At 71.7% G+C, this 25317-nt stretch carries 21 protein-coding genes and 1 pseudogene; 9 read left to right on the forward strand and 13 right to left on the reverse strand.

The features are described 5' to 3' along the window. Window positions 1-124: 124 nt before the first annotated feature. The 4 genes and pseudogenes from ACTWJ9_RS23935 to ACTWJ9_RS23950 form a co-directional block, all read right to left on the reverse strand. Window positions 125-1336 (reverse strand): DNA-binding protein, encoded by a 1212-nt coding sequence (locus ACTWJ9_RS23935; protein WP_388701952.1) that lies wholly within the window; start codon window positions 1334-1336, stop codon window positions 125-127. 679 nt (window positions 1337-2015) lie between these two features. After that, on the reverse strand, window positions 2016-2411 hold the full coding sequence (locus ACTWJ9_RS23940; RefSeq protein WP_279338080.1) for a DUF2267 domain-containing protein: 396 nt from the start codon (window positions 2409-2411) through the stop codon (window positions 2016-2018). A gap of 135 nt (window positions 2412-2546) precedes the next feature. Then, window positions 2547-2765 (reverse strand): annotated as a pseudogene (locus tag ACTWJ9_RS23945) (Hsp20/alpha crystallin family protein); the annotation flags it as partial. A 30-nt stretch (window positions 2766-2795) separates the two neighbouring features. After that, on the reverse strand, window positions 2796-3461 hold the full coding sequence (locus ACTWJ9_RS23950) for an NADPH-dependent F420 reductase (protein WP_388701951.1): 666 nt from the start codon (window positions 3459-3461) through the stop codon (window positions 2796-2798). A 321-nt stretch (window positions 3462-3782) separates the two neighbouring features. On the opposite strand from ACTWJ9_RS23950, the gene ACTWJ9_RS23955 reads away from it, so the two are divergent. After that, complete coding sequence (locus ACTWJ9_RS23955) at window positions 3783-5147, forward strand: serine/threonine protein kinase (protein ID WP_443294761.1); 1365 nt, start codon at window positions 3783-3785, stop codon at window positions 5145-5147. 96 nt (window positions 5148-5243) lie between these two features. On the opposite strand, the gene ACTWJ9_RS23960 is transcribed toward ACTWJ9_RS23955, so the two are convergent. Together ACTWJ9_RS23960 and ACTWJ9_RS23965 are read right to left on the reverse strand one after the other, a co-directional pair. Further along, entirely contained in the window at window positions 5244-5459 is a 216-nt protein-coding gene (locus tag ACTWJ9_RS23960; RefSeq protein WP_279336317.1) for a DUF397 domain-containing protein, read from the reverse strand. Continuing rightward, window positions 5456-6409 (reverse strand): helix-turn-helix domain-containing protein, encoded by a 954-nt coding sequence (locus ACTWJ9_RS23965; RefSeq protein ID WP_388701949.1) that lies wholly within the window; start codon window positions 6407-6409, stop codon window positions 5456-5458. The genes ACTWJ9_RS23960 and ACTWJ9_RS23965 overlap by 4 nt, the downstream gene beginning before the upstream one ends. Before the next feature lie 147 nt (window positions 6410-6556). Here ACTWJ9_RS23965 and ACTWJ9_RS23970 point away from each other — a divergent pair, with 147 nt between their 5' ends. Continuing rightward, window positions 6557-7153, forward strand: coding sequence for an ATP-binding protein (locus tag ACTWJ9_RS23970; RefSeq protein ID WP_388701947.1), 597 nt, complete (start codon window positions 6557-6559; stop codon window positions 7151-7153). A gap of 71 nt (window positions 7154-7224) precedes the next feature. Here the strand turns inward: ACTWJ9_RS23970 and ACTWJ9_RS23975 are convergent, their stop codons facing one another. Continuing rightward, window positions 7225-7704, reverse strand: coding sequence for a winged helix-turn-helix transcriptional regulator (locus ACTWJ9_RS23975; protein WP_388701946.1), 480 nt, complete (start codon window positions 7702-7704; stop codon window positions 7225-7227). Between the two features lie 90 nt (window positions 7705-7794). Between ACTWJ9_RS23975 and ACTWJ9_RS23980 the strand changes: the two genes are divergently transcribed. Beyond that, the gene (locus ACTWJ9_RS23980; RefSeq protein WP_279336321.1) at window positions 7795-8280 is read left to right on the forward strand and encodes a PaaI family thioesterase; all 486 of its coding nucleotides are present in this window, start codon (window positions 7795-7797) and stop codon (window positions 8278-8280) included. Between the two features lie 73 nt (window positions 8281-8353). Here ACTWJ9_RS23980 and ACTWJ9_RS23985 read toward each other — a convergent pair whose 3' ends face one another. Then, entirely contained in the window at window positions 8354-8758 is a 405-nt protein-coding gene (locus ACTWJ9_RS23985) for a CU044_2847 family protein (RefSeq protein ID WP_387036705.1), read from the reverse strand. A gap of 428 nt (window positions 8759-9186) precedes the next feature. Here ACTWJ9_RS23985 and ACTWJ9_RS23990 point away from each other — a divergent pair, with 428 nt between their 5' ends. Further along, window positions 9187-11055, forward strand: coding sequence for an HEXXH motif domain-containing protein (locus ACTWJ9_RS23990; protein WP_279336323.1), 1869 nt, complete (start codon window positions 9187-9189; stop codon window positions 11053-11055). Between the two features lie 267 nt (window positions 11056-11322). On the opposite strand, the gene fxsT is transcribed toward ACTWJ9_RS23990, so the two are convergent. The 5 genes from fxsT to ACTWJ9_RS24015 form a co-directional block, all read right to left on the reverse strand. Then, window positions 11323-15750 carry an FxSxx-COOH system tetratricopeptide repeat protein gene (fxsT, locus tag ACTWJ9_RS23995; protein WP_279336324.1) on the reverse strand — a complete coding sequence of 1476 codons (4428 nt, stop codon included), beginning with the start codon at window positions 15748-15750 and terminating at the stop codon, window positions 11323-11325. Beyond that, window positions 15747-16901, reverse strand: coding sequence for an AAA family ATPase (locus ACTWJ9_RS24000; protein ID WP_279336325.1), 1155 nt, complete (start codon window positions 16899-16901; stop codon window positions 15747-15749). The genes fxsT and ACTWJ9_RS24000 overlap by 4 nt, the downstream gene beginning before the upstream one ends. Before the next feature lie 120 nt (window positions 16902-17021). After that, complete coding sequence (locus tag ACTWJ9_RS24005; RefSeq protein ID WP_279336326.1) at window positions 17022-18530, reverse strand: VMAP-C domain-containing protein; 1509 nt, start codon at window positions 18528-18530, stop codon at window positions 17022-17024. A 1-nt stretch (window position 18531) separates the two neighbouring features. Continuing rightward, window positions 18532-19551, reverse strand: coding sequence for an effector-associated domain 2-containing protein (locus tag ACTWJ9_RS24010; protein ID WP_387036697.1), 1020 nt, complete (start codon window positions 19549-19551; stop codon window positions 18532-18534). A gap of 282 nt (window positions 19552-19833) precedes the next feature. After that, complete coding sequence (locus ACTWJ9_RS24015; protein ID WP_279336328.1) at window positions 19834-20613, reverse strand: IclR family transcriptional regulator domain-containing protein; 780 nt, start codon at window positions 20611-20613, stop codon at window positions 19834-19836. 276 nt (window positions 20614-20889) lie between these two features. Here ACTWJ9_RS24015 and ACTWJ9_RS24020 point away from each other — a divergent pair, with 276 nt between their 5' ends. The 5 genes from ACTWJ9_RS24020 to ACTWJ9_RS24040 all read left to right on the forward strand — a co-directional run bounded on the left by ACTWJ9_RS24020 (window position 20890) and on the right by ACTWJ9_RS24040 (window position 25141). After that, complete coding sequence (locus tag ACTWJ9_RS24020; RefSeq protein ID WP_279336329.1) at window positions 20890-21855, forward strand: ABC transporter substrate-binding protein; 966 nt, start codon at window positions 20890-20892, stop codon at window positions 21853-21855. 26 nt (window positions 21856-21881) lie between these two features. Continuing rightward, window positions 21882-22703, forward strand: coding sequence for an ABC transporter permease (locus ACTWJ9_RS24025; protein ID WP_443294762.1), 822 nt, complete (start codon window positions 21882-21884; stop codon window positions 22701-22703). Continuing rightward, window positions 22700-23491 (forward strand): ABC transporter permease, encoded by a 792-nt coding sequence (locus tag ACTWJ9_RS24030; protein WP_279336331.1) that lies wholly within the window; start codon window positions 22700-22702, stop codon window positions 23489-23491. The genes ACTWJ9_RS24025 and ACTWJ9_RS24030 overlap by 4 nt, the downstream gene beginning before the upstream one ends. Window positions 23492-23529: 38 nt before the next feature. Then, window positions 23530-24378, forward strand: coding sequence for an ABC transporter ATP-binding protein (locus tag ACTWJ9_RS24035; RefSeq protein ID WP_443295922.1), 849 nt, complete (start codon window positions 23530-23532; stop codon window positions 24376-24378). 406 nt (window positions 24379-24784) lie between these two features. Beyond that, on the forward strand, window positions 24785-25141 hold the full coding sequence (locus ACTWJ9_RS24040; RefSeq protein ID WP_443294763.1) for a hypothetical protein: 357 nt from the start codon (window positions 24785-24787) through the stop codon (window positions 25139-25141). The last annotated feature ends 176 nt before the right edge of the window (window positions 25142-25317 follow it).

A 25317-nucleotide genomic window follows, 5' to 3' on the forward strand; every position in this document is an offset into this window, starting at 1 on the left:
GGGTGCCCGGCCGGGGCAGGGAGACCGAGGCCGCCCGCGCTCCCCACGTTCCTCTCGCCGCCGACGGCGTCCGGGCTGTCAGACACGGGATTCTCCTTCCGGGACAGAGGGTGTGCCGGGAAACTCAGAGGTCCAGCGCGCGCCGCACGGACGGCGCGTTTCGCCGGGAGACCGGCACCATCTCGTTCGTCCGGCCGTCCATGACCAGAGACAGCTCTCCCTTGGGTCCGCGCTCGATCTCCCGGATGCGGCTGAGGTTGACCACGTACCGGCGGTGCACCCGCAGGAAGCCCACATCCGCCAGCTCACCGTCGAGCTTGTCCAGGCTCGGAGAAGCGGCTCGCAACCGCCCCTGATCGGTGGAGAGCCACACGTCGTTTCCCTGCGATTGGGCGAAGGAGACTTCCGGCAGCCGCAGCAGCACCATCCGGTTGTCGCGCGTCGCGACCAGTCGGCGCGGCTGCATCCGAGGGTGCGCGGACCCCTCCGTTTGGGGGAACTGTGCCCCGTCGGAGGCACCGAACGAGACCAGGTTCCCGATCAGGTGTCCGGACGAGAAGACGGGTCGGATGCTGATCGGTGTCGGCTCGTCGGCGGGGTGGGCGAGAATCTGCGTCGAGCCGACCCAGTCAGGATCGTGGGCTGCCTGCCTGGTGGCATACCGGGCGGCTGCGATCAATTCCGGCAGACCGGCGTTCCATCTCAGCGTGGGATCGACCGCCGGGGTCGATGCCGGGACGCCCAGGAGCATGCTCGCCATGTCGTCGGCTATCACCACCTGGCCCGCGGTGTCCACTGCGGCGAGCGCCGCACCGGAGCGTGCCCTGGCCCGGGTGTAGGCCGCGACCAACTCGGCGCCGTTGTCCCGGGCGCGCCTCTTCAACGGGTACCGGGTCATGGTGACCGCGTTCGCCAGCCAGCTTTCCGCGGACGCGGGAAGCCGGCTGCGCCAGCAGCAGATGCTCAGGACCGCGATCGGTTCCCTGGTCACCACGTCACGCACCGCGATGCCCGCGCAGACCCAGTCGTGGAACGCCTGGCACCAGTGCTCCGCGCCCCTGATCGGTACCGGGCCGTGCGCCTCGAGCGCCGTGCCCATGCCGTTCGTGCCGACCGCACACTCGGACCAGCAGAACCAGGGCGCGAGATGGGACTCGCCGGCTCTGGCGAGCGTGGCCTGGTCACCCCACTCGGCCAGGATCCGGCCAGTGGCATCGGCGACGGTGACCACGCCACCGAGGTTGCCCACTTCATGTGCCACGGAGGCGGCACGAAAGCCCAGCTCGGCGAGGACGACATCGTGCTCGGGCGTACGGTCGAGCGCCGCGACGGCCACCGGAGCCTCTGTGAGGTGAGGATCGACACGGTATCGCTCTCGGCAGCGATGCCAGGAGATCGCCACCAGGGGCCGGACGCCCGGGACCTGATCCTCGCCCCGCACGAACCGTTCCCACGCCGCGAGCACGGTGCCGCTGCCCAGGTTCGCCGGGATGGGCTCGAGTCGATGTACATCCCTCATGGTTCAGAACCGCCCTTGGTCCGTCCCCGACGCCCGACGGCGTGCGCGCGGTCCGCGCCGGTCGCCGTTCGTCGCGGCCGGCCTGCAGCGGGCCGGGCACTGCGTCGCGCGTCTTCCTGCTTCGTCACTCGTTCCAGGTGGTGTCACAGACCTGCACTCCCGCACCCCCCACCCTAGATACCGTCGTCGGGCTGCGCACGTACCGCTCCTGGCCGCATGTGTGAAATGCCGCTTCCTGGCCGGCCCCGGACAGCGCACCCGCGGGCAAGGTGCGAGGCTCGCAGCAGTCGGTCCACCCGGTGGACCGGTACTCGGAGCAGCGCCTGTGCCCAGCCGGACGCGCGAGGTCGCCGCCGGTACCGGCTTCCGGTGAGCCACGTGAGGTGCCAGGCCGGACCGAGAGCCGAGCCCGGAGCCACGTTGAGCTGCGCGTCCTGAGATCGCTCCCTGTCGCTGAGCCGTGCACGGTCACGTCCACGCGTGGGTGGTGCGGTGGTCAGGTCGGCTGGGGGCGGCCGAAGAGCAGGTCGTAGCCCGGCGGCAGCTGGAGCAGGAGGCGGCGGACCAGCTCCTCGCCCGCGACGTCGGCCACCACGCTGAGGACGGCACTGACGTCCCACGTCGCGGTTTTTTCGGTGGCGCCCTCGATCCAGGCCGCGGTCGCCCGGACGAATCGCTCCGGCGAAAGCGGTTCGTGCGCCTGGAGGGGATTGAGCAGAACCAGCGCCAGCGTTTCCGGCAGCCGGGCAGCCAGCTCGGCGCGCACTTCGCCCACCAGATGAGCGCCCAGCAGGCCGAGAACGACGCGGGAGGATCGTTCCGCCTCTTCCTGGGCAGGGTATTCGCCGCGTTCTTGGACCGCAGAGACGAACGCGTCCCAGTGCATGTGCATGACGTCCTCCGAGGGGTGCCGACCGACGGCAGGCGGGGGATGCGGGCGGGAGTCCCCGGCCCGGGTTCCCGCCCGCCTCGTACCGCGGGTCCAGCCGCTGGTCTGTTTGCGCGCATCGCCGCCGCTGATGGCGATCCTGCGGGGCTCGGCCTGCTCGGCGACCGGGATGCGCAGCCGCGGCACACCGGCCTCGTAGGAGGCGTCGACGCGTTCGGTGTCCAGGGTCTCGCCGAGGAAGAGCCGGCGGCTGAAGGACCCGGCGGGCCGCTCCGCGATCACGACCTCGCTGTCCTGGCCGACGCGCGAACGGCGTTCTGCCCTGGAGCCGCTGAGAACAGCCACCACGCGTTGCATCGGGCGGAGACGAAACCGGTGCGCCGGCTGTCACGGAAGGATCGCGATGGCGCTGGACCAGTTCAGGCCGAGCCGTTCCTGGGACGCCATGTGCAGGAACTGGAAGGCTTCCAACTCGCGGGCCCGGCGCAGCGGTCCCACGTCCAGGGGGCGCAGCCCCGCGGAGGAGACCAGGTCCGCGACGGTCTGTTTCGCCGCCTCGTCGTCTCCGGCGATGAAGACGTCCAGCGGCCGGCCGGCCACCTCCCCCGCGGTGAGCGTCCCGGCGAAGGTGGTGTTGAAGGCCTTGACGACCCGGCTTTCCGGCACGGCGGCGGCGATCTGTTCGGCGGCGGAGGTGCCGGGGGGTACGACGAGTGAGTCGAAGGTGCTGAAATCCACCGGGTTGGAGATGTCCACGACGACCTTCCCCGCCAGGGTGCCGGCCCACGCGACGGCGACGTCGCGTCCGGCCGGATAGGGCAGGGCGAGCACCACGATGTCGGCATCGGCCGCGGCCTCGGCGTCGACCGCCGTGGCGTCCGCTCCCGGAGTGGCCTGGCTCAGGGCCGTGGCCAGCTCCTCCGCCTTGGCTTTCCCGCGGTCGTGCAGCCGGACGGAGTGCCCGCCCGCCAATGCCCGGGTACCGATGCCGCGGGCCATGTTCCCGGCGCCGACGATGGTGACGATCATGCGCTGCTCCTCGACGGACGTCACGTGCCTTCCACCCTCGCACCCCCGGACAGCCCCTGCCACCGATCGGGCTCCTTCCGGCTGATGCCGCATGCCGGGACGGTGGCGAGGCGCGACGGCACCCGCGCGGCGGACGCGCGCAGACGTGCCGAGCATCCGCCGGTCTCTGTCACCGGCTCGGTCCGTGGTGCGGAGCGCCTCTCAACGGCTTCTGGAATACGGCGGCTTCGAGCTTACGGCCGCCCGGTCGAGCCGTCCGCGTTCATCCGGTCACAGTCCGTAGACTGGGTGCGCCGGTGTGGCCGGGGAGGACCGTGACGAGAGTGTGGGGATACGAGAGCGCCGATGAAGCCGCTGGACACCAATACGGACCCGCGTGTGGTGGGACCGTTCGAACTGCTCGCCCGGCTCGGCGCGGGTGGCATGGGCGTCGCCTATCTGGCGCGCGAGATCCCGCTGGAGGGACTCTCCGACGAGATGGTCGCGGCCTACCGGCTGGTCGAGCCCGATCACGATCGCGGCCGTGACGAGGCGGCCGACCCGTCGCGGCTCGTCGTGGTCAAGACGATCCAGCCGCACCTGCTGGACCAGCCGCACGCCCGCGAGCGGTTCGCGCGGGAGATCGACGCCATCCGCGCGGTGGCCGGCGACCGGGTTCCGGCGCTGCGCGCGGCGGACCCGGAGGCCGGTGAGCCGTGGTTCGCCATGGACTACGTCGCCGGGCCGTCGCTGCACACCCTGGTGCGGGAGTCCGGCCCCCTCCCCGTCGGGCCGTGCGCGGCGCTCGGTCTGGCCCTGGTGGACGCGTTGGCCGTCATCCACGGGACGAAGCTGCTGCACCGCGACCTCAAGCCGAGCAACGTGGTGCTCGGCCCGGACGGGCCGGTGGTGCTGGACTTCGGCCTGGCGGTGCTGTCCGAGCGCCAGTCCAGCCAGGCGCTCACCCGGACCGGCGACCGCCTGGGCACGCGCCCCTACATGCCCGTCGAGCAACTGCGCGACAGCAAGCACGTCGAGGCAGCCGCCGATGTGTACGCCCTCGGCGCCACCCTCTTCTTCGCGCTGACGGGGCGGGCACCGTACCCCTACATGCCGTTGATGGTGCCCCCGACGTGGGAAGGCGTCGATCCGGCCTTTCTGCCGCTGCTGGGCCGGGTGATCGACGCCGAACCGCTCCGGCGTCCGGATCTCGACGGTGTGCGGGAGGACCTGTCCACCCTGCTCACCGACGCCGGCCTGACCCTCGGACAGGCGGCGGAGCAGCTCCGGGAACGGGTCGTCGTCGCCGACCTGACGCCGAAGCTGCCCCCCGAGGCGCTCAAGGGGCGTGCCGACCCCGTCGTACGGGAGCTGGCGCAGAAGGCGGTCGACGAGGGCGAGGCGCCGGACGCTCCCTGGGCGGAGGAGGACCCGGGCTTCTACGGTCTGGTGAACACGGAGGACATCGCGTGGGTGGTCGAGGGGACGGACGACCCCGGCGACCACACGCCCACGCTCCTGGACGACGGCCGGGGGCGGACACCCACGGCGCCCACCGTGCCCACGGTCCCGCTGCCCGCGTCCGAGCACCGGCCGGGCGCCGGGCCCGCTGCCGCCGGTCCCACCCTTCCGCTTCCGCGGCCCGGGGAGGCCCCGACGGTTCCGGCGGTTCCGGCGGACCCGGCAGGGCCCGCGGGCGCCGTACCGGAGACCGCGATCCACCCGCGGTGAGACCGGGCCGGGGCCGGAAGCCGACCGGGCACCCCGCGCACAGGAGAGCCCTGCCGCCCCGGAGGGGCCGGCAGGGCTCTCACGGCCGTACGTGCTTCAGACGCTCCGCTCCGACAGGACCGACCCGACGAACCCCGTCCACACGTCACCCGTCACCGTGAGGACGGGCCCGGCGGTGGTCTTGGAGTCCCGGACGTGCACCACTGCCGCAGCAGCCGCGACCTCTACGCAATCGCCGCCCTCGGTTCCGCTGTAGCTGCTCTTGAACCAGGCGAGGCCGGAGGCGACGGTCGAGGACTCAGCGTTGTTCATAGCGATCTCAGCACCCCTTCGATGAACTCCATTGACTCTCGCGGACTGAGAGCCTGGGATCGGATAATCCCATAACGTGCGGCGGCCATAACCCCTCGTTCCGGGTCGGTCTGCAGCGAACCGATCCCCTCCGCCTCGGCGTACACGAACTTCTTGCCGTCCCTGCGCGTGACGACGGTGAAGGGCCCGTTGACCCCCGGGTTGTCCCCGCGGTCGATCGGCATGATCTGGATCTCGACGTTGCGCTTCCGGCCGATCAGCAGCAGGTGTTCCAGCTGTCCGCGCAGCACGGATCTGCCGCCGTACGGACGCCGCAGGATCGACTCGTCCAGCACGAAGCTCAATAAGGGGGTGGGACGGCGGTCGAAGATGTCCTGGCGGGCCAGCCGTGCCACCACCCGCTGCTCGATGGTCTCCTCGTCCAGGGGAGGACACCTCACGTTGAGCACTGCCCGCGTGTAGTCCTCGGTCTGGAGCAGGCCCTTGACCACCATCGTGTCGTAGGCGACCAGCTCGACGGCCTCCTTCTCCAGCACCGCCATCCCCTGGAAGAACACCGGATACTGGGCCCGCTCCACCTCCTCCTTCCACAGGCGCAGCAGCCCGTCCGCGTTCAGGATCTCGTCCGCGCGGTCGATGGTCGACGGGGACGGGATCCTGCGGCCCTGCTCGAAGGAGGCGACCGTGGAGGCCGAGTAGCCGAGGCGGTTGCCGAACTCCTGGCGGTCCAGGCCCTCCCGCAGCCGGAGCGTCTTCAGGGTCTGCCCGAAGGCGGTGACCACGCCCTTCGCCGCTCCGTCCTCCGGACGCCGCGGGCTCCCGCCGTTGCCGTCGCCGTTCTCCCACTCATCTCCGAGACTCACGACCGCTGTCGTGGCCGCGGGCCCGGCGCCGTCACCGGGGGCCGCCCTCGTCCCCGTCGTGCCGTCCACGCCCGTGCGTTCCGTCATGGCCCACCGCCTCCTCTGCGAGCACGCCCCGCCCGGGGCACCGTCACGCCGCACACCCCGTACCGGTGGAGGCACCGCGCGTACAGACGGTTCACGTCGGTGCGTCACCACTGGTCACGCTACGCCACCGAAGGCACCGTGATCGGTATGACTGGAAAACCCGTCGACCCCACCGACACGGTCCGCCCGACTCCCCCCACACCCCTCATCCCCACCCCCACGACCGGGGTGACCACCGCTCAGGACGCAGGTACGCACCAGGACCAGGATCAGGACCAGGAACCGGAGCAGGACCCGGCCCCGCTCGTGGACCGCACCTTCGCGATGCGCTTCACCTCCACGCCGCGCGGAGCCCGCCTCGCCCGCCGCCTGACGGCGGTCCGGCTGGACACCTGGGGCATCCCGTACGGCACCGGCGCCCACGACGAGATCGTGCTGATCGTCGCGGAGTTGACCGCCAACGCGGTGGTGCACGGGCATGTCCCCGGCCGGGACTTCCACCTGCGGGTGCACGCCCCGGCCGACGGCCGCACCATTCGCGTCGAGGTCTCCGACGCCCGCGCCGAACGGGCTCCCCGAAGCCCCGCCGGCGACCCGGAGACCACCGGGACGGGGACCGAAGAGGCGTCGGGCGGCCGGGGGTTGCTGCTCGTCTCCCGTCTGGCGGCCCGCTGGGACTGGTGCCCACGACCCGGCGCCCCGGGCAAGACGGTGTGGGCGGAGTACGCGATGGCGGTGCGGTAGGCAGCGCGTTCCCGGTGGGCGGCGAGGACTTCGGCGGGGAGCGGGCTGCGGCAGGACCCGCCGGACAGGCCTCAGCGGGCAGGTGCGGTCGCGGGGTGGGCGGACGGTCCGGGGCGGGTGAGTGCCTCCGGGGGAGTGAGCGCGCCGTGTCCCGCCGGGCAGACGACCACGGCCTCCACCGGCCGGCCGCACTCGCGGTGAGCGACTTCCAGCGGAGGCCCCTCGGGGTCCGCCGTATAACGGTCGCCCCACTGCTTGAGGGCCATCATCGCGGGCCACAGGTCCCAGCCCTTACGGGTGAGCCGGTACTCGTGGCGGGTGCGGCTGCCGGGCTCGCTGTAGGGGACGGTGCGCATGATCCCGGCCGCGACCAGCTTCCGCAGCCGGTCGGTCAGCACGCTCTCGGACAGCCCGACGTGCCGGCGGAAGTCGTCGAAGCGCCGTACGCCGTTCATGGCGTCCCTGACAAGCAGCAGCGACCACTTCTCCCCGACCAGGTCGAGAGTCCGCTGGACCGTGCAGTTCTCGGTGCTCGTCTCAAGCCACGTCATGCAGGAATGATATGCAGGCTTCGGTATTGACACCCAGATGTCGCGCCATCTAACTTCGAAAAAAGCAGTCAGGCGGGGAAGGGTGTTTCCGTGGAAAGATCACGCACGTTCGGCTGGGAGGACCCGGGCATCCTGAACGCGGCCATGGGGCAGGACAGCGGTCTCGCCGTGATGCGCGACTGGCTGGCCGGCCGCCTTCCCGACCCGCCGGTCGCCGCGGCACTCGGGATGACCCTCGAGGAGGTCGAACAGGGTCGCGTGGTGTTCGCCCTCGTCCCGGGCGAGGAGCACTACAACCCGATCGGCAGCGTGCACGGCGGCATCTACGCCACCCTGCTCGACTCGGCGGCGGGCTGCGCGGTGCTGTCGATCCTGCCGAAGGGCACGCGGTACACCTCGCTCGACCTGAACGTGAAGTTCCTGCGCCCGGTCACCGTCGACACGGGCAAGGTCCGGGCCGTCGGCACGGTCCTCAAGAGCGGTCGCCGCACGGCGTTCGCCCAGGTCGAACTCGTCGACTCGGCCGACCGGTTGCTCGCCCACGCCACCAGCAGCTGCATGCTCTTCCCCGCCTGACCGCCGCCGCGCGAGGCGTCCAGGACGAGACGCCCGATCGCGTCCACCGGGAGGCGGGCGGAGCGGCATGCGGCTACGGCAGGAGCGGCTCAGGGGAAGCAGGGGCGCGTCCTGCCCGGCTCGTCTCCTCTCCCCCCTCCCCGCCGGCCTGCTCCGCGTCGGCCCGGTTCTCGTTGCGCCACGTCAGCTGCACCTGGAGATGACCCTGCGCACCGGTGCGGGCCAGTACCGCGCCGACCTCCGCCTCCAGTCGGATGCCGAACTCCACGGTGACCTCGTCGGGGCGCTGGGGCAGGTCGCGCATGCGGCGGACGGTGAGGGCGGCGGCACTGCGGACCTGCTCCAGTGCCGTGGTGAAGGAGCCGGTGGCGCGGGCGACCAGATCGGAGGGGGTGGCGGCGTCCACGACTCCGCCGCCGACCCGTTCGATGTCCGCGACGACGAAGTCCCCGTCACCCAAGTCGAATTGCACCAGCATTCCGTTCGCCTCCCCCTCGGCCGTCCGACCACCGTAGCGATCAGGGTGACGCAACGGGAACGCGGACGCCACACCGCCGGGCTGATCGAAAGATTCCAGCCGCAGTGGCCGCCACAAGCTCTTTCGGCACGGCTGCGGGCCCGCCACTATGGGAAGAGGTGCGTCCGCGCGCGCCGGATCACCAGCAGGAGCCGACAGGGGGAAGCCTGACGTGAGGACTTCTACGACCGACATCGATAGCGGGCTTGTCGATCTCAGCGGTTGTGGTCTTCGGGAAGCAATGGCCCTGTCCGGCGAACCGATAGCCCAGGCACAGGAGACACTGCTCGCGGAGCTCACCCGGGAAGCGGCAGGACAGAATGCCGGCGGCCCGTATCCCAGCCCGTTCTCCACTGCGCGGTGCGACGGCCCCGAGGACTGAGCGCTCGATGTCCGGGACGACATCAAGACCGGCCAAGGGCACGCCACGGCACCGCATTCCGGTGGCCGACCTCGACGCCGTGGCGGCCGGACGCGTGACGGGGAAGACGGCCGCCCGTCTCTTCCGGATCGAGCGCAGCCGGCGCATGCTGATGCTGCGCGGGGTGACCGCGGCACTGGTTGCCGCCGGTGATCCCGGGCCGCTCCCGCCCGCCACGGAGGCGGTCGGACTACTGCTGCGCGCCGAAGCCGCCGATGGCCGGGTCGTCTCGGAGCTCCTCGCCCATCCCGCGGTCGGTGTGTGGGCGGTCGGCCTGCTGAACCGGCTCCGGTCGAAGGAAGCGGCCGACGCGCCGGGGCGGCCACTGTGGCAGGACGCGGGGTATCTGCACGCGCTGGCGGGCGCCGCGGCCGTCCGGGCCGGGGTGAGCGCGGTCGTCCGGGTCCCGGCCCGCAACGGCACGGTGTGTCTGCCCACCCTGGGGCGGGCCGAGTTCCCCGGTCCGCACGTCGAGTACGCCACCGCCGTACTGGACACGAGCACCCCGGGCGGGGGAGAGACGGCCACACTGACGCTCGGTACGCGCGTACTGCGGCTGTCCGAGGAGCCCGGGCGGCCGGGTGAACGCTGGCATCCCGTGCGCCCCCTGGTCTGGAGTCCGGGAGGCAGGGCGCACTCCCCCGTCCTCGACGACTCCGACCCCTACCGGGACTTCCGGGATCCCCACCCCGCGCGGGAACCCCTGACCGCCGCCGAGGAGGACCGGTGGCGTCGGCTTCTCGCCGAGGCCGGCCGGGTGCTGGCCGCACGCCATCCGGACGCCGGCGAACTGCTGTCCTCCTTCCTGCGCACCCTGACGCCCCTCCCGCGGATGCCCCGCTTCCGCACCGCGAGTGCCTCGTACTCGGAGGCCGTCGGCGGTGTCCTCGCCTCCGAGCCGTACGACGCGACCGAACTCGCGGCCACCCTGGTGCACGAGGCCCGGCACTCCGTCCTCAACAGCCTCGCCCACCAGGTCGGACTCTTCCGACGGCCGGACCCGAAGGACCCCGACGAACCACTGCTGTACGCCCCCTGGCGCAGTGACCCCCGGCCCACCTCCGGACTGGTGCACGGTGCGTTCGCGTTCGCCGGAGTCGCCGACTTCTGGCGAGTCGAGCGGCACGCACTGCACGGGCACCGGGCCGACCTCGCACATTTCGAGTTCGCGGTCTGGCGGGACGCCGTGACGCAGGCACTGCGCTCCCTGAGCGCTCCGGAACCCCAGGCGTGCCTGACCGACTGGGGTCGCCGGTTCGTGGCCCGGCTCGCCTCCTGGACCGCCCCGTGGGCGCGGGAGCAGGTGCCGCCCCGGCCGCTCGCGACGGCCCGGGCGGAGGGCGTCGACCTGCGGGTCACCTGGCGGCTGCACCATCTGCGCGCCGACCCGGGCGCGGTGCGCGAGCTGGCGGAACGATGGCGGGCGGGACAGTCACCGCGCGGCATCGACGTTCCCGTGGAGCTGGGGCGGCCGGGAGCGGCCGGTGGGCGCGAGCCGCGCAGTGAGCTGCGCCGCGTGCTCCTCGCCGACGGCGAACCGGCGGGCGGGATCGACGGTGCGGACCGCCCGGCGGACCTGCTCGCCGCCGACCTGAGCCTGGTCGCCGGAGACACGGCGGACGCACTGCGCGGCTATCGAACCGTCCTCGCCGACGATCCCGGCGCGCACGCCGCCTGGGCCGGGCTCACGCTGGCCCTGGCGGCGGCGGACGCCACCGCCGCGACGCCCTGTCTGCTCGGCCGGCCGGAACTGGTCCGCGCGCTCGCGCTGGAACTCCACGGGGACGGCGCTTGCTCCGTGGATCCGGTGAAGCTGTGCACCTGGCTGAGTGAGTGACACCGCCAGGGCCTGTCCGGAGTTGCCCGTCGTCGCCCGAAGGGCGGCCCCGCGTCGTCCGGTGCGGTGCCTCGGCGTGCGGCCGGATCGTCCTCGTACTGGACGTACTCGGATGATGCGGCCGTGCGGCGAGTGGGGGTCCCCCTGCTCGAAGAGCTTGGGGGAGCGTGCCGGGCGGCGCGGGGCAGGCGGGCAACTCCGGACAGGCCCTGGGGGCCCGGTACCGGGGCCGTCCCTCCGTGCGCGGCCCCGGCACCGGATCCGGTGTCAGATCTGCAACGGGTCGATGTCGCAGTTGGCGGTGCGGCTCTCCTCCGCCGCCCGGCACGCCGGGTGGTCCTCGCCGAGGGACGTCCGGTAGCGGGCGAGGGTGTCGGCGTAGAGCTCCTCCGCCTCCTCGCGCCGCCCCAGTTGGCGCAGGCCCAGTGCGAGGTTGAGGGAGGCGGCCAGCACGACCGGGTGGTCGTGCTCGGTGCCGAAGCGGGCCCGCCCCAGCTCCATGCTGCGCCGCGCGAGGTCGACCGACGCCTGGACCTCGCCCAGTTCGTACAGGTCGACGGCGAGGTTCGAGGAGCAGGCGAGCGCGTTGGGGTGATCCTCGCCGAGCGTCTCCACCAGACGGTCCCGGGCCTGCGTGTTGATCGCGCGCGCCGCCTCGACCTGGCCGGACAGCCGCAGACAGATCGCCTGGTTGACGCGCCCGGCGACGGTGTGCGGATGGTCGTGGCCGAACAGCGCCTCGAAACCCTCGTACCCCTGCTGTCCGAGCAGCAGCGCCCGGTCGAGATCGCCACTCTGGCGTACGTCGATGGCGTGCGCCACCAGGGTGGAGACGGTCAGCGGGTACTTGTCGCCGTACCGGGTCTGGAACAGATGGAGGGCACGGCCGGACAGCTCCAGTGCCCGAGGATGGTGGCCGGCCCGCCGCTCGGTCACCGACAGCAGTCGCAGCGCGGCCATGGTGTGCGGGTGGGCCTCGCCGTAGTTGTACCGGTACCGGTCCGCCACGTCGTGGGCCTGGTCGCGGGCGGCCAGGTAGTGCCCGCCCTCCTGCAGGTCGAGGGCGACGGCGGCCATGGTGGACAGGGTGTTCAGGGAGTTCTCGCCGAACTCCTCCACCCTGCGGCGGTAGGTGTCCCGGTCCAGCGTGAGGGCCTCCTGCAACTCGCCGATGAAACGCAGGTTGAGCGCGTGCCGGTGCGCGGCCACGAGTGTGGTCACGTCGTTCGGGCCGAACAGCCGGGTGCAGGTGTCGAAGACGTGCTTGTCGAGCTCCAGGGCCCGGGAGAAGTTGCCGCGCAGGCGCAGATCCCAGGCGAGCATGCTGGTGACCTCGAGGGTGGACTCGTGCTCGGGACCGAGTACCTCGGTCATGCCGGCCAGGGTCCGCTGGTCCAGTTCGTACGCCTCCGAGTAGCGGCCCAGGATGCGCAGCGCGTCGGCGTACGGCTTGGCGGCGGCGAACACGTGCTCGGCGTTCTCACCGTCCTGGGCCCGCCAGGTGTCGTAGGCCAGCTTGGCCAGATCGGCGCAGCCCTGGTGGTCACCCCACGAGAACATGTACTGCACTTCGTTGACGACGAGTTGACGCACCCACGGGTCGGTCGACTCGACGGCTCTGCTGTGCAGTACGTGCGGCAGCAGGTCGCCGTACTGCTGCCACTGGTGCGGGGCCTCGGGCTCGTCGGGGTCGCCCTTGGCGAGCAGCCGGTGCGCACCCTCGCGCATCTGCCGCTTCAGCTGCTCCGACATCTGGTTGATGAGCACGCGCTGCACCAGGCGGTGCAGTTGGACCGTGTTGGTGTTGTGGTTGATGCGGGCCAGCGCGTAGCGGTTGATCTCGCGGATGGCCCGGCCCAGTTTGATCGGGTCGCTGAGCGCCGCACTCAGCTCCGCCGGCACGGGGGCGTCACGCACACCGGTCAGCAGCCGCCGGGAGATCGGCTCCGGAGCGAAGAACGCGCACACCTGGAGGAGTTGGAGGGCGGCCGGGTGATTGCGCCGCAGCCGCTCCAGCGACACGTTCCAGGCGGCCGCCACGGTCAGCGGGTAGTCGGCCGGCGGGTCGCTGTTCATCAGCTCGTTGGCCTGTTGCTCGAACAGACGGAGGTACTCGTCGGCGGGCATACCGGTCTCGGACAGCCATACGGCCGCCTGTTCGATGCCCAGGGGCAGGTCGCCCAGAGTTTCGGCGAGCCGGTCCGCCGTCTCGTCGTCCAGTGTGGGGGCACGCAGCTGCAGCAGTGCCCTGCTCTCCTCGCGGGTGAAGACATCGACCTCCAGCGGACGTGCGGAGGCGGCCCACTGGGCGTTGCGGGAGGTGACAAGAATACGGCCCGGCCCGTTTGTCGGAAAGAATTCGCGCACGGCCTCGGGATTTTCTGCGTTGTCGAAGACGAGAAGCCAGTTCTTGTAGGGCTCGCCGATACGCAGTGCCTCTATCACCGCGGGAACGGCGCTGTTGGCCTCCCCGCTGCCGACGCTCACACCGAGCCGGCCCGCGAGCATCACCAGGAACTGGCGGATCTGCTGTGGCTGCTCGGAGGGAATCCACCAGACGACCTGATACTCGTGGAGGTGGCGGTAAACGTATTCGACCGCCAGTTGGGATTTGCCGACGCCGCCCATTCCCTGGAGCGCCTCGGGCAGCACTGCCGTGGTGCCCTCCTGCAACCTGCGGTGGAGATCCTCGAGAAGCTGGACACGGCCGGTGAAGGCCCGGTTTCGGGGAGGGACGTTCCCCCAGACGGGTGGCGGCTTCTGCAGCCCGTCACTCCTTCGCCCGACTTCGGCGGACTGCAAGCCGGTCACTTCAGCGTTCCTTTCTTCTTCGGAATCCGGTACATCGGCCGCCATGACCAACGGGGTGTTGCCGTCGGAGGTCGCTTCCTCCGACACCTCGGCGAGTGATGGCGAGGAGGGCTCAGCGGCCACGGCGAGGCGGTTGCTGAGCTCGTTCAAGGCCGTCGCATAGGGGCCGGCCATGGCCGCGAATGCAGGAAATACAGAGGAAATCCATGGTGGTAAAGCTTCCACGGGGAAACGGGAAGCGCGACTCGGATCGCGGACGATTCCCCCGAGTTGACCGAAGGTTTGGCCCAAGGGGCCCTGAACCGCGGAGGCGAGGGAATCGAACATGAGGGTCATCGCCCACGCCGTTTCCCCCTTGGTCCCCTCGGACAGCAGTTCCCGGCGCAGTTCGGTGCCGAGCTCCAGCTCGGACCGCACCAGGGCGGGCGCCTCGGTGTCGCCGGGGACCCGCCGCAGGGTGCCGGAGAGGAGCAGCTCGGCGACATGCCAGGTGCGGGCCTCGGGCAGCAGCCGGGCCTGCACCATCCGCAGGACGGCGAGGTTCAGCAGCGGCAGCGCCGCGCACAGCCGGGCGAGGCGGTAGGCGGTGGGGGAGAGCTGAGCCCGCAGCGCGCGGGCCTGGACGGCGGGCGGCGCCAGGCTCCGGGGCCGGTCCGGGCGTGCGGCCGGCCGCGGGACGGCGGCCGTCGGCGACACCCACAGCGCCCGGGTGGCCCATGCGCCGGTCACCTCGCCCGCGGTGAACCGCGCCCACCGGCCCAGCCCTTCGGGCGTCAGCGTCACCACCGGTACGGCGATGCCCCGGCCGGCCGTGCCGGGCTCCGGAGTGAAACCGTCCGCGAAGTCGTCCAGGAAGTCGTCGGGGCCCAGAGAGATGTCGTCGTGCCTGATCGACCAGGTGGCGTTGGGAGCTGCCGGACCCGGCGCGGTGAGCCGGACCCGGTGGGCCTGGGTGCCGGTGCGGGCCCACACATGGTCGGGCAGGACGTGCACGACCGCGGTGGGTACGGCGCGGGCCCAGCGGACGAGTGCGCGGTTCGCGCTGCCGTCGGCCCAACGAGCGGCCTGCAGATCGGTGAGCACCAGCAGCACCTGGCGTCCGTCGCCCGGAGGCGCCGGATCGGCGGAATGCGGGCCGGCGGGCCAGTGGAGCAGGCGTACGTCGCGGAACGCGCCGGAACCGTGCAGCGTCTCCTGCAGACGCTCGGCGGTCGGTGCCCACAACCGCATCGACTCCCCGGAGTCGACCAGCAGCGTCAAGGTCAGCCAGCGTTCCTCGGCGGGGCGCTGCAACGGCAGCCAGACCCCCTGCTCGGCCGCGGTCTCGGCGGTGCGCTCCTCGTCCAGCACCTGCCGGTGGAGTGAGGCGACCCGCCGTTTGAGGGGCAGCACCGACTTCTCGATGGACCGGGAGTCGTCCAGGGCCAGCTTCCTGCCCAGCTCCACCAGCAGACCCTCCAGCCGTTGCGCCGGCTGTCCGGCCGGTCCGGGCCCGGACCGGCGGGAGGTGCCGTACGGCTCCGCGGTCCCGGCGACGGGTGCGGAAGCAGGTGCGGGCGCGGGTGTCGGCGACGGGCCGTGGTCGTCGGGACGGAGGGTGTCCCGGGGGTCGGAGTCCGGTGCACGGGTCGCCTCCGGCGGGCGGACCTCGCCCGCCGGCGCGCGGTCGAAGGCGCCGGCGGCCACCGTCGGTGAGCCGGGCGGGGGTGCCCCGGCGGCCTGGAGGATCAGTCGCTCCCGGTGCATCGCCAGCCAGACGGCGTCCCCGGCTTCGTCCCAGAGAGGTGTCGTACCGTCCGGACCGGAGCGCAGCCCGGAACGCGAAGCGGCACCCGGCCTGACACCGTCATGCGCCCCGCCGCCTCGGAAGGGCGAATGGATCATCCTCCAGTCCCTGCTCCGTCGAGGCGGCGCCACAGCGCGTGCAGCAGCTCGTTCCAGGAGTTCTGGTCGGGGCCGGCCGGAGTGGTGCGGAGGAACTCCGAACTCAGCAACTGGTCCGCGGCGAGTGTGCCGCCGGTGCGGGACCGGGCCAGGAAGTCCCGGATCATGATGCTCCGGGTCTCGTCGCCGTCGGACAGATGGGCCGACAGCACTGCCGCGAGCTGACCGGCGTCCGGTGGGGGCAGTTCGAGATACAGACAGCGCCGTAGGAAGGCCGGCGGCAGGACACGCTCGCCGTTGCTGGTGATCACGACGACGGGGAAGGCCGCACAGCGCACCAGCCCGTGGTGGACGACCGCCGTACCGTCCGGGTCGTCGGTGTGCACCTCGACGTCCGGCGTCCGGGAGCGCATCCGGGCCAGCTCGGGGACCCGGTACTCACCCTCCTCGAACACGCTCAGGAGGTCGCCGACGAGATCCACGTCGGCCTTGTCGATCTCGTCGATCAGCAGCACCCGGGGGGCGGAACGGGGGAGTAACGCGGTTCCCAGCGGCCCGAGTTGGATGTAGTCACCCACATTGCGCAGTGCGTCGGAGTCGGGTTCGGCGGGCGGTTGCCCCATCGCCTCCGGCTCCCCGGCCGGCTCGGACACCGCCTGCACGGCGGGGCCGCGCAGGGCTCCGCGGGCGGCGGCCTCCTGCACCCGGCCGATGGCGTCGTAGGCGTACAGACCCTCTTTGAGGGTGCTCCGGCTGGTGATGTTCCACCGCAGGACCCGGGAGAGCCCCAGCTCACGGCTGATGCAATGGGCGAGGCTGGACTTGCCGATGCCGGGCGGGCCCGTGACGATCAACGGGCGGCGCAGTAACAGGGCCGCGTTGACCAGGTCCCTCTCCCGTGCCGAGGCGGCCCGCGGCACGGTGCCGTCGACCGGTCCCAGCCGACGGGTGAACTCCGCCTCGTCCTGCGGTGGCGGCTCCTCGATCAGTGGCCCACCGGTGAAGCGCCGCCACGGCGGGGGAGACGGCAGGAGACCGATGCCCGGTGTGTCCTCGCGCGGCCGGCCCGTACCCCGGTAGAGGTGCCAGGCATCGGGATCGACGACGGCGTCGTCGGCCGCTGCCGGATCGTGCAGACCCCTGTCGGCCATCGACCGTCCCCCCAAACCTGAGTCGTGCGCGGAGCGGTGCACGTCTGTACAACCGAGCTACTCTCACCCAACGCCTCACGCTCACCGGTGAGTTCGCGTGCGCCCGGAAGCGCGGGGGGTTCAGCCCGCCGATTCCGGAACCTCGGGGAGGCGGCTCGGATCGTCCCACAGCACAGCTATGCGAGAGCGCATGACGCCCTCGTGCCCATCGTCCCGTGTACCGGGAGAGAAGTGCAAGCGCGTCACATGGTCGAGTAGCGCATCCCAGCCGCCCGCATCGGAGAGAGTGTGCACGGCGGCGTACTCCCGGTCGCTGAGCGCCCCCTGGTGCGCCCACAGCAGTACCGGCAGACCCACTTGCAGCCCCAGCATCAGTTCACGACGGCCCGCCTCGTCGTCGGGCGGTGAGCCGAGCGTCATCAGGGAGATGGACGAATCCTGCTTCAACTTCACGTACAGCCTGTGCTGTTCGGAGCCATCTCCCTGTTCACAGCGGTGTACGTTCGCTCCGCCGCCGTTGGTGAGCACCTGCCAGCGCTCGTTCCAGACGCGATGGAGATGCAGGGCATCCATCCGCTCCAGACTTCTTATGACGACCTTGTACTCCATCCCGAAGGGCGCCGCGAAGGCCGAATCCCCTCCCGTCGCACCGAAGGGGGCAGCGCGCGGCCATTCCTCGACGGGTGTGTTCACCATGTCCACCGGAAGGATGAACTCCAGGACGACACCTCCCCGGTGATGGCGCAGCCGTGCCTCCTCCTGGTCGACCAGGGCGGCCACCCGGGCCGGGACCTGGCTCAGCGGCAGCCGCCGGTCGTCGCGCTGACGCGGCTGCCAGGAGTCACCCGTACTGGTCCAGCAGGTGAGCCACACATGCTCGGAGGACTCCTCGCACGGATGCAGCCGGATCACGAGATAGGCCGTGCCGTCCGCCGCCTGCCGCCAACGGCCCGTGCCGCGCCGTACGTCGCTGAGCAGCCGCATGGCCTCCACGCCCTCGCCCGTCGAGGACCGTACCTCCCGGCTGAGCCACTGGCGCAGGGCGTCGCCGAGCTCGGGGCCGACGACGTACCCCACCTCCTGCGCGAAGCGCACGCACCGGGAGACGCCGTCCGACGGCACATTGCAGTTCTCCAGCAACTCGTACGCCTCCCAGGCCGTGCGCACGCCGGAGGGCAGCGGGCCGAAGCCGTCACCGGCGGCGAACGCGAAGATCCGCTCCAGCTCCGGAACGCTCTGCCGGTCCAATCCGCCCAGAAGGGAAGCGAGTTCACGTCGCTGCCTGGAGTCGCCCAGGTGCGGGGCCGGACCGCCGGCCAGTGCGGCCGCCTGCTCCGAGGGCAGGTCGTAGTGAGCCAGGAACCGCACCGCTCCGGTGAGTTCCCGCCAGCCTTCGGGCACGCTGCCGAACACCTTCACCATTTCGACCAGATGGAGCTTCCTCTCGTCGAACTCCGCGACGGACAGGCGCTGTCCGAGGCGTTCCAGGGCGGTCTCGATGCACAGGCGACGCGAGCGCACCGTGTCCAGCACCGGCACCTTCATGAGCGCGTCGACGAGTTGTGTGGCCCGTTCGCCACGGGAGACCTGGTGGCCCGGGGAGGTGATCCACAAGGGGTGCTCCGACATCTCAGGCATCACCGTCCAACCGGTCCGGCCACAGGGCACGTGCCGTGCGGGCGAAGTCCCGCGCGGGGACGGTGTCGCCTTCCAACTGCCTCACCGCACGCGCCAACTCACCCGGCCCGTCCGGAAAGTCGCCACAGCGGCGCACGAGATGGAACAGCTGCAACCGCGGCACGTCGTCACGCGGCACCGTGCCGGAGATCCCGACGGGCAGTACGGACAGCAGGGCACGGGCGCCGGCGGCGGCCGCTCCCGTCGCCATGAGCGCGTCGACGAGGTCCCAGGCGTCCACGGACCCAGGACCGGCCGCACCGGCCGGAGGCGGTGCGAACGGGGTCCCCGCGAGCAGCCCCAGCGGGATCATCCACGCGACGCGCGTAGGGACGGGCCCGCCCCCGTCCAGTACGGAGGCCACCACACCGATCACCTGCCGCTGGTCCTCGTCCCACACTCCCGCACCGCTGAACCCCCGCTCGATGCACGCCCCTCGGCCGCCGTCGCCGTCGAGCTGCAGCCAGCCCGGGTGCGCCCCGCCGGCTGCCACCGTCCTGGCACGCGCCCACACTCCGTCGAGCACGGTGGCGGGATGCCCGTACACGAGGACACTCGCGCCGTCACCGACCGGTCCGCCGCCGACGGGCGCGGGAGCGGCGCCCGCGGGCAGCGCCCCGTCCAGCGTCAGTACGGCCAGATCCCCGGCGGGCGGGTCGCGGAACCAGCCGCCCGGGGCCACCCGGGCGGTCAGGCGGCTTCTGGGAAATGCCGGGAGGTCCACCGGGAACGCGCCCTTCGGGGCCTCGTCCAGCCGACGGCACCTCAGCGCGGCCTCCACGACATGGGCACAGGTCACGGCCAGCCGGTCGGTCAGGAGCACAGCGGCACCGGCGACGGCGGCCCGTGCGGGCCGGGCAAGTTGCCGGGGAACCGTCCCGGTGTCGGGCGGACCGGAGATGCCGCCGCCGGCCGGCCGCGCCTTCGGTGCCTTCCCGTCCTCCGGGGTGTCCGGGGCGGCGAGGACCCGCATCCGCCATGGCGCTCCGCCCGCCCCACGGGCATCCGAGTCCGGACGCCCCGATCCTTCACCAGTCATGTCCACGTGCCCCCTCACGCGTACGCCGGACAGCGTGTCGTGCCGCTGCACTGTCCGGGCCTGTCAGGTTAAGGCGTTCCCCGATGCGTGGGTACCGTACCCACCGCCCTGTGCATTGCCGAGTTCCAGGGGCCCGGGAGCCGGATCCGGCTCCCGGGCCCCTGGAACGTCCGGCGAGGGTGCCCGGCGGTCCGGGCGTCAGCGGTGGACCGGGCGTCAGCGGCGGACCACGTGCAGGTCGGCCTCGATCCGGGCCACGGTCGCCAGGAGGGCGGGCAGCAGGTCGCGGCGTACCGAGTCGACGGAGTTGCGGCTCGCGTGCACGGGGATGTTGACGGCGGCGACGACGGTGCCGTCCCCGTCGCGGACCGGGGCGGCCACGGTGCGCAGACCCACCTCGAGCTCCTGGTCCATGATGGCGTACCCCTGCTTGCGGACCCGCTGGAGCTCGGCGCGCAGCTGCGGCGGGGAGACGATGGTGCGGGGGGTCAGCGGGCGCAGCTCGCACCGGGCGAGGTGCCGGTCGAGCTGCTCGTCCGGGAGGTGGGCGAGCAACACCCGCCCGACCGAGGTGACATGGGCGGGGAACCGGGTGCCGACGGTGATGGTGGCGGTCATGATGCGGGTGGTGGGCACGCGGCTGACGTAGACGATGTCGTCGCCGTCGAGCACGCAGAGGGAGGAGGACTCGCGGACCTCGGCGACCAGTTTCTCGAGGTGGGGCTCGGCGATGTCGGGCAGTGAGGAGCCGGCGAGATACGCGTAGCCGAGTTCCAGGACGCGCGGGGTGAGGCGGAACAGCCTCCCGTCGGTGGTGACGTAGCCGAGGTCGGCGAGGGTGAGCAGAAAACGCCGGGCGGCCGCGCGGGTCAGGTCGCAGATGCGGGCGACGTCGCTGAGGGTCAGTTCGCGACGCTCGCCGTCGAAGGCGCGGATGACGGTGAGTCCGCGCTCCAGGGACTGTACGAAATGGGCTTCCCGTTCCTGATCACCCATCGGCGGCCTCCCCGTTTGTATGCCGAACATCGGTGCGGTGGCAGAACGGTATGGCCGCGACCGGCGGCCGTCAACTGACGGCGGGCGGCGGTTCCGGCGGGTTGTGCCGGGCGATGATCGCCCATTTCAGGGGTGGGTGACGGTTGTTGAAAGTTGCCCTTGTCAAGGGGTTGACCCGCCCTGGGGCGGACCATAGGTTCCCGGCAAGAACTTTCGTTCGGTCCGCGCACATCTGTCTGCGCACACATCGAGAAGTGCATCTTTTGGGGAGGCCTTGTGCGTCGTCTGTCAGCCGGAGTCGCTGCCGTCGCTCTGCTCACGCTCACCGCGACCGCGTGTGGGTCGTCCGATTCCGGGTCCTCCGGCAAGTCGTCCGACGGCACCACCGCCGTGAAGGTCGGCGTGATCCCCATCGTCGACGTGGCCCCGATCTACCTCGGTGAGAAGCAGGGCTTCTACAAGAAGCACGGTCTCGACCTCACGCTGGAGTCCGGCCAGGGCGGTGCCGCGATCGTGCCGGGCGTGGCCAGCGGCCAGTTCCAGTTCGGATTCAGCAACACCACCTCGCTCCTGATCGCCCAGAGCCAGAACGTGCCGGTGCGGGCGGTCGCCAACGGCGTCACCTCGACCGGGAAGGAGAACGCCGACGTCGGCGGCGTCGTCGTCAAGGGCGACAGCCCGATCAAGTCGGCGAAGGACCTGGCCGGCAAGAAGGTCGCGGTCAACACGCTGAAGAACATCGGCGACACCTCCGTACGGGAATCCGTGCGCAAGGACGGCGGCGACCCCGAGAAGGTCCAGTTCGTGGAGCTCGCCTTCGACCAGATGCCCGCCGCGCTGCAGGCCGGACAGGTCGACGCCGCCTGGGTCGTCGAGCCCTCCCTCGCCGTCGTCAAGGGCCAGGGCGGCCGGGTCGTCGCCTCCAACTTCGTCGACGTCTCGCCCGACCTCACCATCGCCCTCTACTTCACTTCCGACAAGCTGGCCCAGCAGGACCCGGAGCTGGTGAAGAAGTTCGCCGACGCCACCCGCGAATCCCTCGCCTACGCCAACAACCACCCCGACGAGGTCCGCGAGATCCTCTCCACCTACACCAAGATCCCCCAGAAGACGCTGGACGCCATGACGCTCCCCAGCTGGCCCGAGGAGCCGAACCGCGCCTCCATCGAGCGGCTGGGCGAACTCGGCCAGAAGGACGGCCTGTTCGAGAAGGCCCCCGACCTGGACAAGCTGCTGCCGTGACACAGGAAGCCATGACACAGGAAGCCGTGACACGGACAGCCGTGAAGACCGGCACCCCGGGCGGCGCCCGCCGCCCGGGACCGGGCAACGCCCTGCTGGGCCTCGCCGGCCTCGGCGGCTTCCTCGCGCTGGTCGAGGCGCTGCCCCGGCTCGGCCTGGTGTCCCCCGACTACCTGCCGCCCACCAGCACGATCGCCGCCGCCCTGGCCAGGGAGGTCTCCGACGTCGCCTTCTGGACGGCGCTCGGCGACACCCTCACCGGCTGGGCGCTCGGACTGCTCATCGCCACCGTCGCGGGCATCGCCGCCGGCGTGCTGATCACCGTGGTGCCGTATCTGCGCGAGGCGACGGCCAGCACCGTCGAATTCCTGCGGCCGATCCCCTCGGTGGCGCTGATCCCCCTCGCCGTCCTGCTCTTCGGCACCGATCTGCGCTCCACCCTGCTGCTGGTCGTCTACGCCGCCTTCTGGCAGGTCCTCGTCCAGGTCCTCTACGGGGTCCAGGACCTGGACCCCGTCGCGGAGGAGACCGCCCGCTCCTACGGTCTGGGCACCTGGGCCCGCATCCGCCACGTGCTGTGGCCGACCGCCCTGCCGTACGTCATGACCGGCGTCCGGCTCGCCGCGGCCGTCGCCCTCGTGCTCGCGATCACCGCCGAACTCATCGTCGGCACACCCGGTCTGGGCTCCCGCATCGCCGTCGCGCAGACCTCCCACGCCGTCCCCGACATGTACGCGCTGGTCGCCGTCACCGGACTGATCGGCGTCCTGATCAACCTGGGCGCACGTGCCGTCGAGCGCCGCTCGCTGGCCTGGCACCAGTCCGTCCGGGGCGAGGTGACCCCATGAAACGCCTGACCCTGCGCACCGCGGCCCTGCGGCTGCTGCTCGCCGCCGGCCTGCCCGTCCTCCTCGCGACCGTCTGGTGGTTCGCCTCCGCCGGCAGCACCGACGTCTACTGGCCGCCGCTGAGCACCATCCTGGAGACCGGGCGCGAGGTGTGGACCGCCGAGCGCATCGCCGCCGACGTGGTGCCCAGCGTCACCCGGCTGCTCCTCGGCTACACCGGCGCGGCCGTCCTCGGCGTGGCACTCGGCATCGTCATCGGCTCCTTCCCGCGCGTACGGGCCACCACCGAACCGGTGCTGGAGTTCCTGCGCGCCGTGCCGCCGCCCGTCCTGGTGCCCGTCATCATGCTCTTCGCCGGGATCGGCGACACCATGAAGATCGTCGTCATCGTCTCCGGATGCGTCTGGCCGGTGCTGCTCAACACCGTCGAGGGCGTACGGGCCATCGACAGCGTGCTGTCCGACACCGCCCGCTCCTACGGCATCGAGGGCCGCGCACGCCTCGGCCACCTGGTTCTGCGCTCCGCCAGCCCGCAGATCTTCGCGGGCCTGCGGCAGGCACTGTCGATCGGCGTCATCCTGATGGTCATCAGCGAGATGTTCGCCGCCAGCAACGGACTCGGCTTCGCCGTCGTCCAGTTCCAGCGCAGCTTCGCCATCCCGGGCATGTGGAGCGGCATCCTGCTGCTCGGACTGCTCGGCGTGCTGCTCGCCCTGGTCTTCCAGACGGTCGAACGCCGGGCCCTGGCCTGGTACCACGGCCTGCGCCGGTCCAGGAGGGCGTCATGAGCAAGGAAAGCGGCGTGAACGCCGGAAAGGGACAGCACATGCTCGACGTAAGAGGCCTGCGGAAGGTCTACGAGGGACACGGCCGGCACGTCGAGGCGGTGCGCGACCTCACCTTCTCCCTCGACGCCGGCGAACTGGTCTGTCTCGTCGGCCCGTCCGGCTGCGGCAAGACGACGCTCCTGAAGTGCATCGCCGGCCTGCTCGAACCCACCTCCGGGGAAGTCCTGCTGCAGGGCGACCGGATCACCGGCCCGCCGCCCGGCATGGCCGTCGTGTTCCAGGAGTACGGCCGCAGCCTCTTCCCGTGGCTGCGGGTGCGCGACAACGTCGAGCTGCCGCTGCGCCAGAAGAAGCACCTGACGAAGGCCCGCCGCAGTGAGCTGGTCGAGCACGCCCTGCACGCCGTCGGTCTCGACGACGCCGCGGGCGCGTACCCCTGGCAGCTCTCCGGCGGCATGCAGCAGCGCGTCGCCATCGCGCGCGCCGTCGCCCACGAGCCCGAAGTGCTGCTGATGGACGAGCCGTTCGCGGCCGTCGACGCCCAGACCCGCGCCGACCTCGAGGACCTGATCCGGCGGCTGTGGCAGGAGCTCGGGGTGACCGTCCTCTTCGTCACCCACGACATCGACGAGGCCGTCTACCTGGGCGAGCGGGTCGTCATCCTGTCCTCGTCCCCGACGGTGGTCCAGGAACAGCTGACGATCGACCTCCCGGCCGAACGCGACCAGCTGCACACCCGGGCCGACCCGCGCTTCACGGAACTCCGGACGCGGGTCTACGAACAGATCCAGGCGGCGAAACGGGCGACGGGCGCCGTGCCGCCCCAGAAGACGGACGAGGCCGTGGCCCCCGCGCCACCCACCCCGGCACCGGACAAGAAGCCCTGACCACCCCTGCCCCCGGCGGCCGGCCCACCGGGCTCCGGCAACACCCCGGAGCCCGGTCCGACGCCACCTCGTCCAGCGGCTCGCCGGCCGGCCCGCGCCCCAAAGGAATCGGACGCCTGCACCAAGTCGGGCGCCTGGGGAGGGCCGACGTACACCGTCGACAGCAAGGGACACGCCATCGCCAAGGGGATCATCTCCGGTGGCGGAGGCGGCGGAAGTGACCACAGTGGTGGGTTCTCCGACCAGTGCTGCCTCTGTTTCACCGACATCGGGTCGGCCAACAGCGCCCTCCCCGGCACCGTGGCGAGGTCCTGACATACGACGCACCCTGCTCCCCCTCGCCACTGCGGCGGTCCTGACCGGCTGCTCGGTCTTCGGCCAGGACGCCTCCTGCACCCAGGCGGGCATGGACTCGGAGGTCTCCGTGGTGTGGCGGCCCGCCGACTTCGGCGGCACGGACGCGGCGGTGGTCCGCGTGTGCGTGGAGGACAGGTGCGAGGAGCAGAGGTCCGGCGACGCGGACCACCCGATCGCAGGGGTGTCGGTCCGGCTTCCGGACGACATCGGCGCCGTCACCGTCCCGGTGCGGCTGAAGGTGACGGCGGCGCGGGACGACCGGGTCGTCGTGGACGACAGCCGCCGCGCACGGCTGACGGGGCAACACCCCAACGGTGCTTCGTGTTCGCCCGAGGCGTGGACGGCGACCTTCCGCGCCGACCCCGCCAAGGGGCTCACCTCACCCGAGGGCCTGTCCCTGCAGTGAGATGACCGAGCCCTGATCCGGGCGAGCCGGTCGGGCCCTCATGCGCCCAAGGCGGGGGACGGCTCCTCCCGATCACCTCGATGGGCAGCGGCGGCGGCACGGCCACCGTCGGCTTCCACGGCGCGGGCAAGGCCGCGCTGGACTCGGTCAGCGAGGCAGTGGCGATGGAGCTCGAG

It is taken from the genome of Streptomyces sp. GDS52 (assembly GCF_052246875.1).
GTDB lineage: Bacteria > Actinomycetota > Actinomycetes > Streptomycetales > Streptomycetaceae > Streptomyces > Streptomyces cathayae.

Coding starts and splice junctions, on each gene's coding strand:
- ACTWJ9_RS23955 (WP_443294761.1), top strand. CDS start 3,783: ATGAAGCCGCTGGACACCAATACGGACCCGCGTGTGGTGGGACCGTTC.
- ACTWJ9_RS23965 (WP_388701949.1), bottom strand. CDS start 6,409: ATGACGGAACGCACGGGCGTGGACGGCACGACGGGGACGAGGGCGGCC.
- ACTWJ9_RS24030 (WP_279336331.1), top strand. CDS start 22,700: ATGAAACGCCTGACCCTGCGCACCGCGGCCCTGCGGCTGCTGCTCGCC.
- ACTWJ9_RS24040 (WP_443294763.1), top strand. CDS start 24,785: ATGGACTCGGAGGTCTCCGTGGTGTGGCGGCCCGCCGACTTCGGCGGC.
- ACTWJ9_RS23990 (WP_279336323.1), top strand. CDS start 9,187: ATGTCCGGGACGACATCAAGACCGGCCAAGGGCACGCCACGGCACCGC.
- ACTWJ9_RS24010 (WP_387036697.1), bottom strand. CDS start 19,551: ATGCGGGTCCTCGCCGCCCCGGACACCCCGGAGGACGGGAAGGCACCG.
- ACTWJ9_RS24005 (WP_279336326.1), bottom strand. CDS start 18,530: ATGTCGGAGCACCCCTTGTGGATCACCTCCCCGGGCCACCAGGTCTCC.
- ACTWJ9_RS23940 (WP_279338080.1), bottom strand. CDS start 2,411: ATGCACATGCACTGGGACGCGTTCGTCTCTGCGGTCCAAGAACGCGGC.
- ACTWJ9_RS23960 (WP_279336317.1), bottom strand. CDS start 5,459: ATGAACAACGCTGAGTCCTCGACCGTCGCCTCCGGCCTCGCCTGGTTC.
- ACTWJ9_RS24015 (WP_279336328.1), bottom strand. CDS start 20,613: ATGGGTGATCAGGAACGGGAAGCCCATTTCGTACAGTCCCTGGAGCGC.
- fxsT (WP_279336324.1), bottom strand. CDS start 15,750: ATGATCCATTCGCCCTTCCGAGGCGGCGGGGCGCATGACGGTGTCAGG.
- ACTWJ9_RS24035 (WP_443295922.1), top strand. CDS start 23,530: ATGCTCGACGTAAGAGGCCTGCGGAAGGTCTACGAGGGACACGGCCGG.
- ACTWJ9_RS24000 (WP_279336325.1), bottom strand. CDS start 16,901: ATGGCCGACAGGGGTCTGCACGATCCGGCAGCGGCCGACGACGCCGTC.
- ACTWJ9_RS23970 (WP_388701947.1), top strand. CDS start 6,557: ATGACTGGAAAACCCGTCGACCCCACCGACACGGTCCGCCCGACTCCC.
- ACTWJ9_RS23985 (WP_387036705.1), bottom strand. CDS start 8,758: ATGCTGGTGCAATTCGACTTGGGTGACGGGGACTTCGTCGTCGCGGAC.
- ACTWJ9_RS23975 (WP_388701946.1), bottom strand. CDS start 7,704: ATGACGTGGCTTGAGACGAGCACCGAGAACTGCACGGTCCAGCGGACT.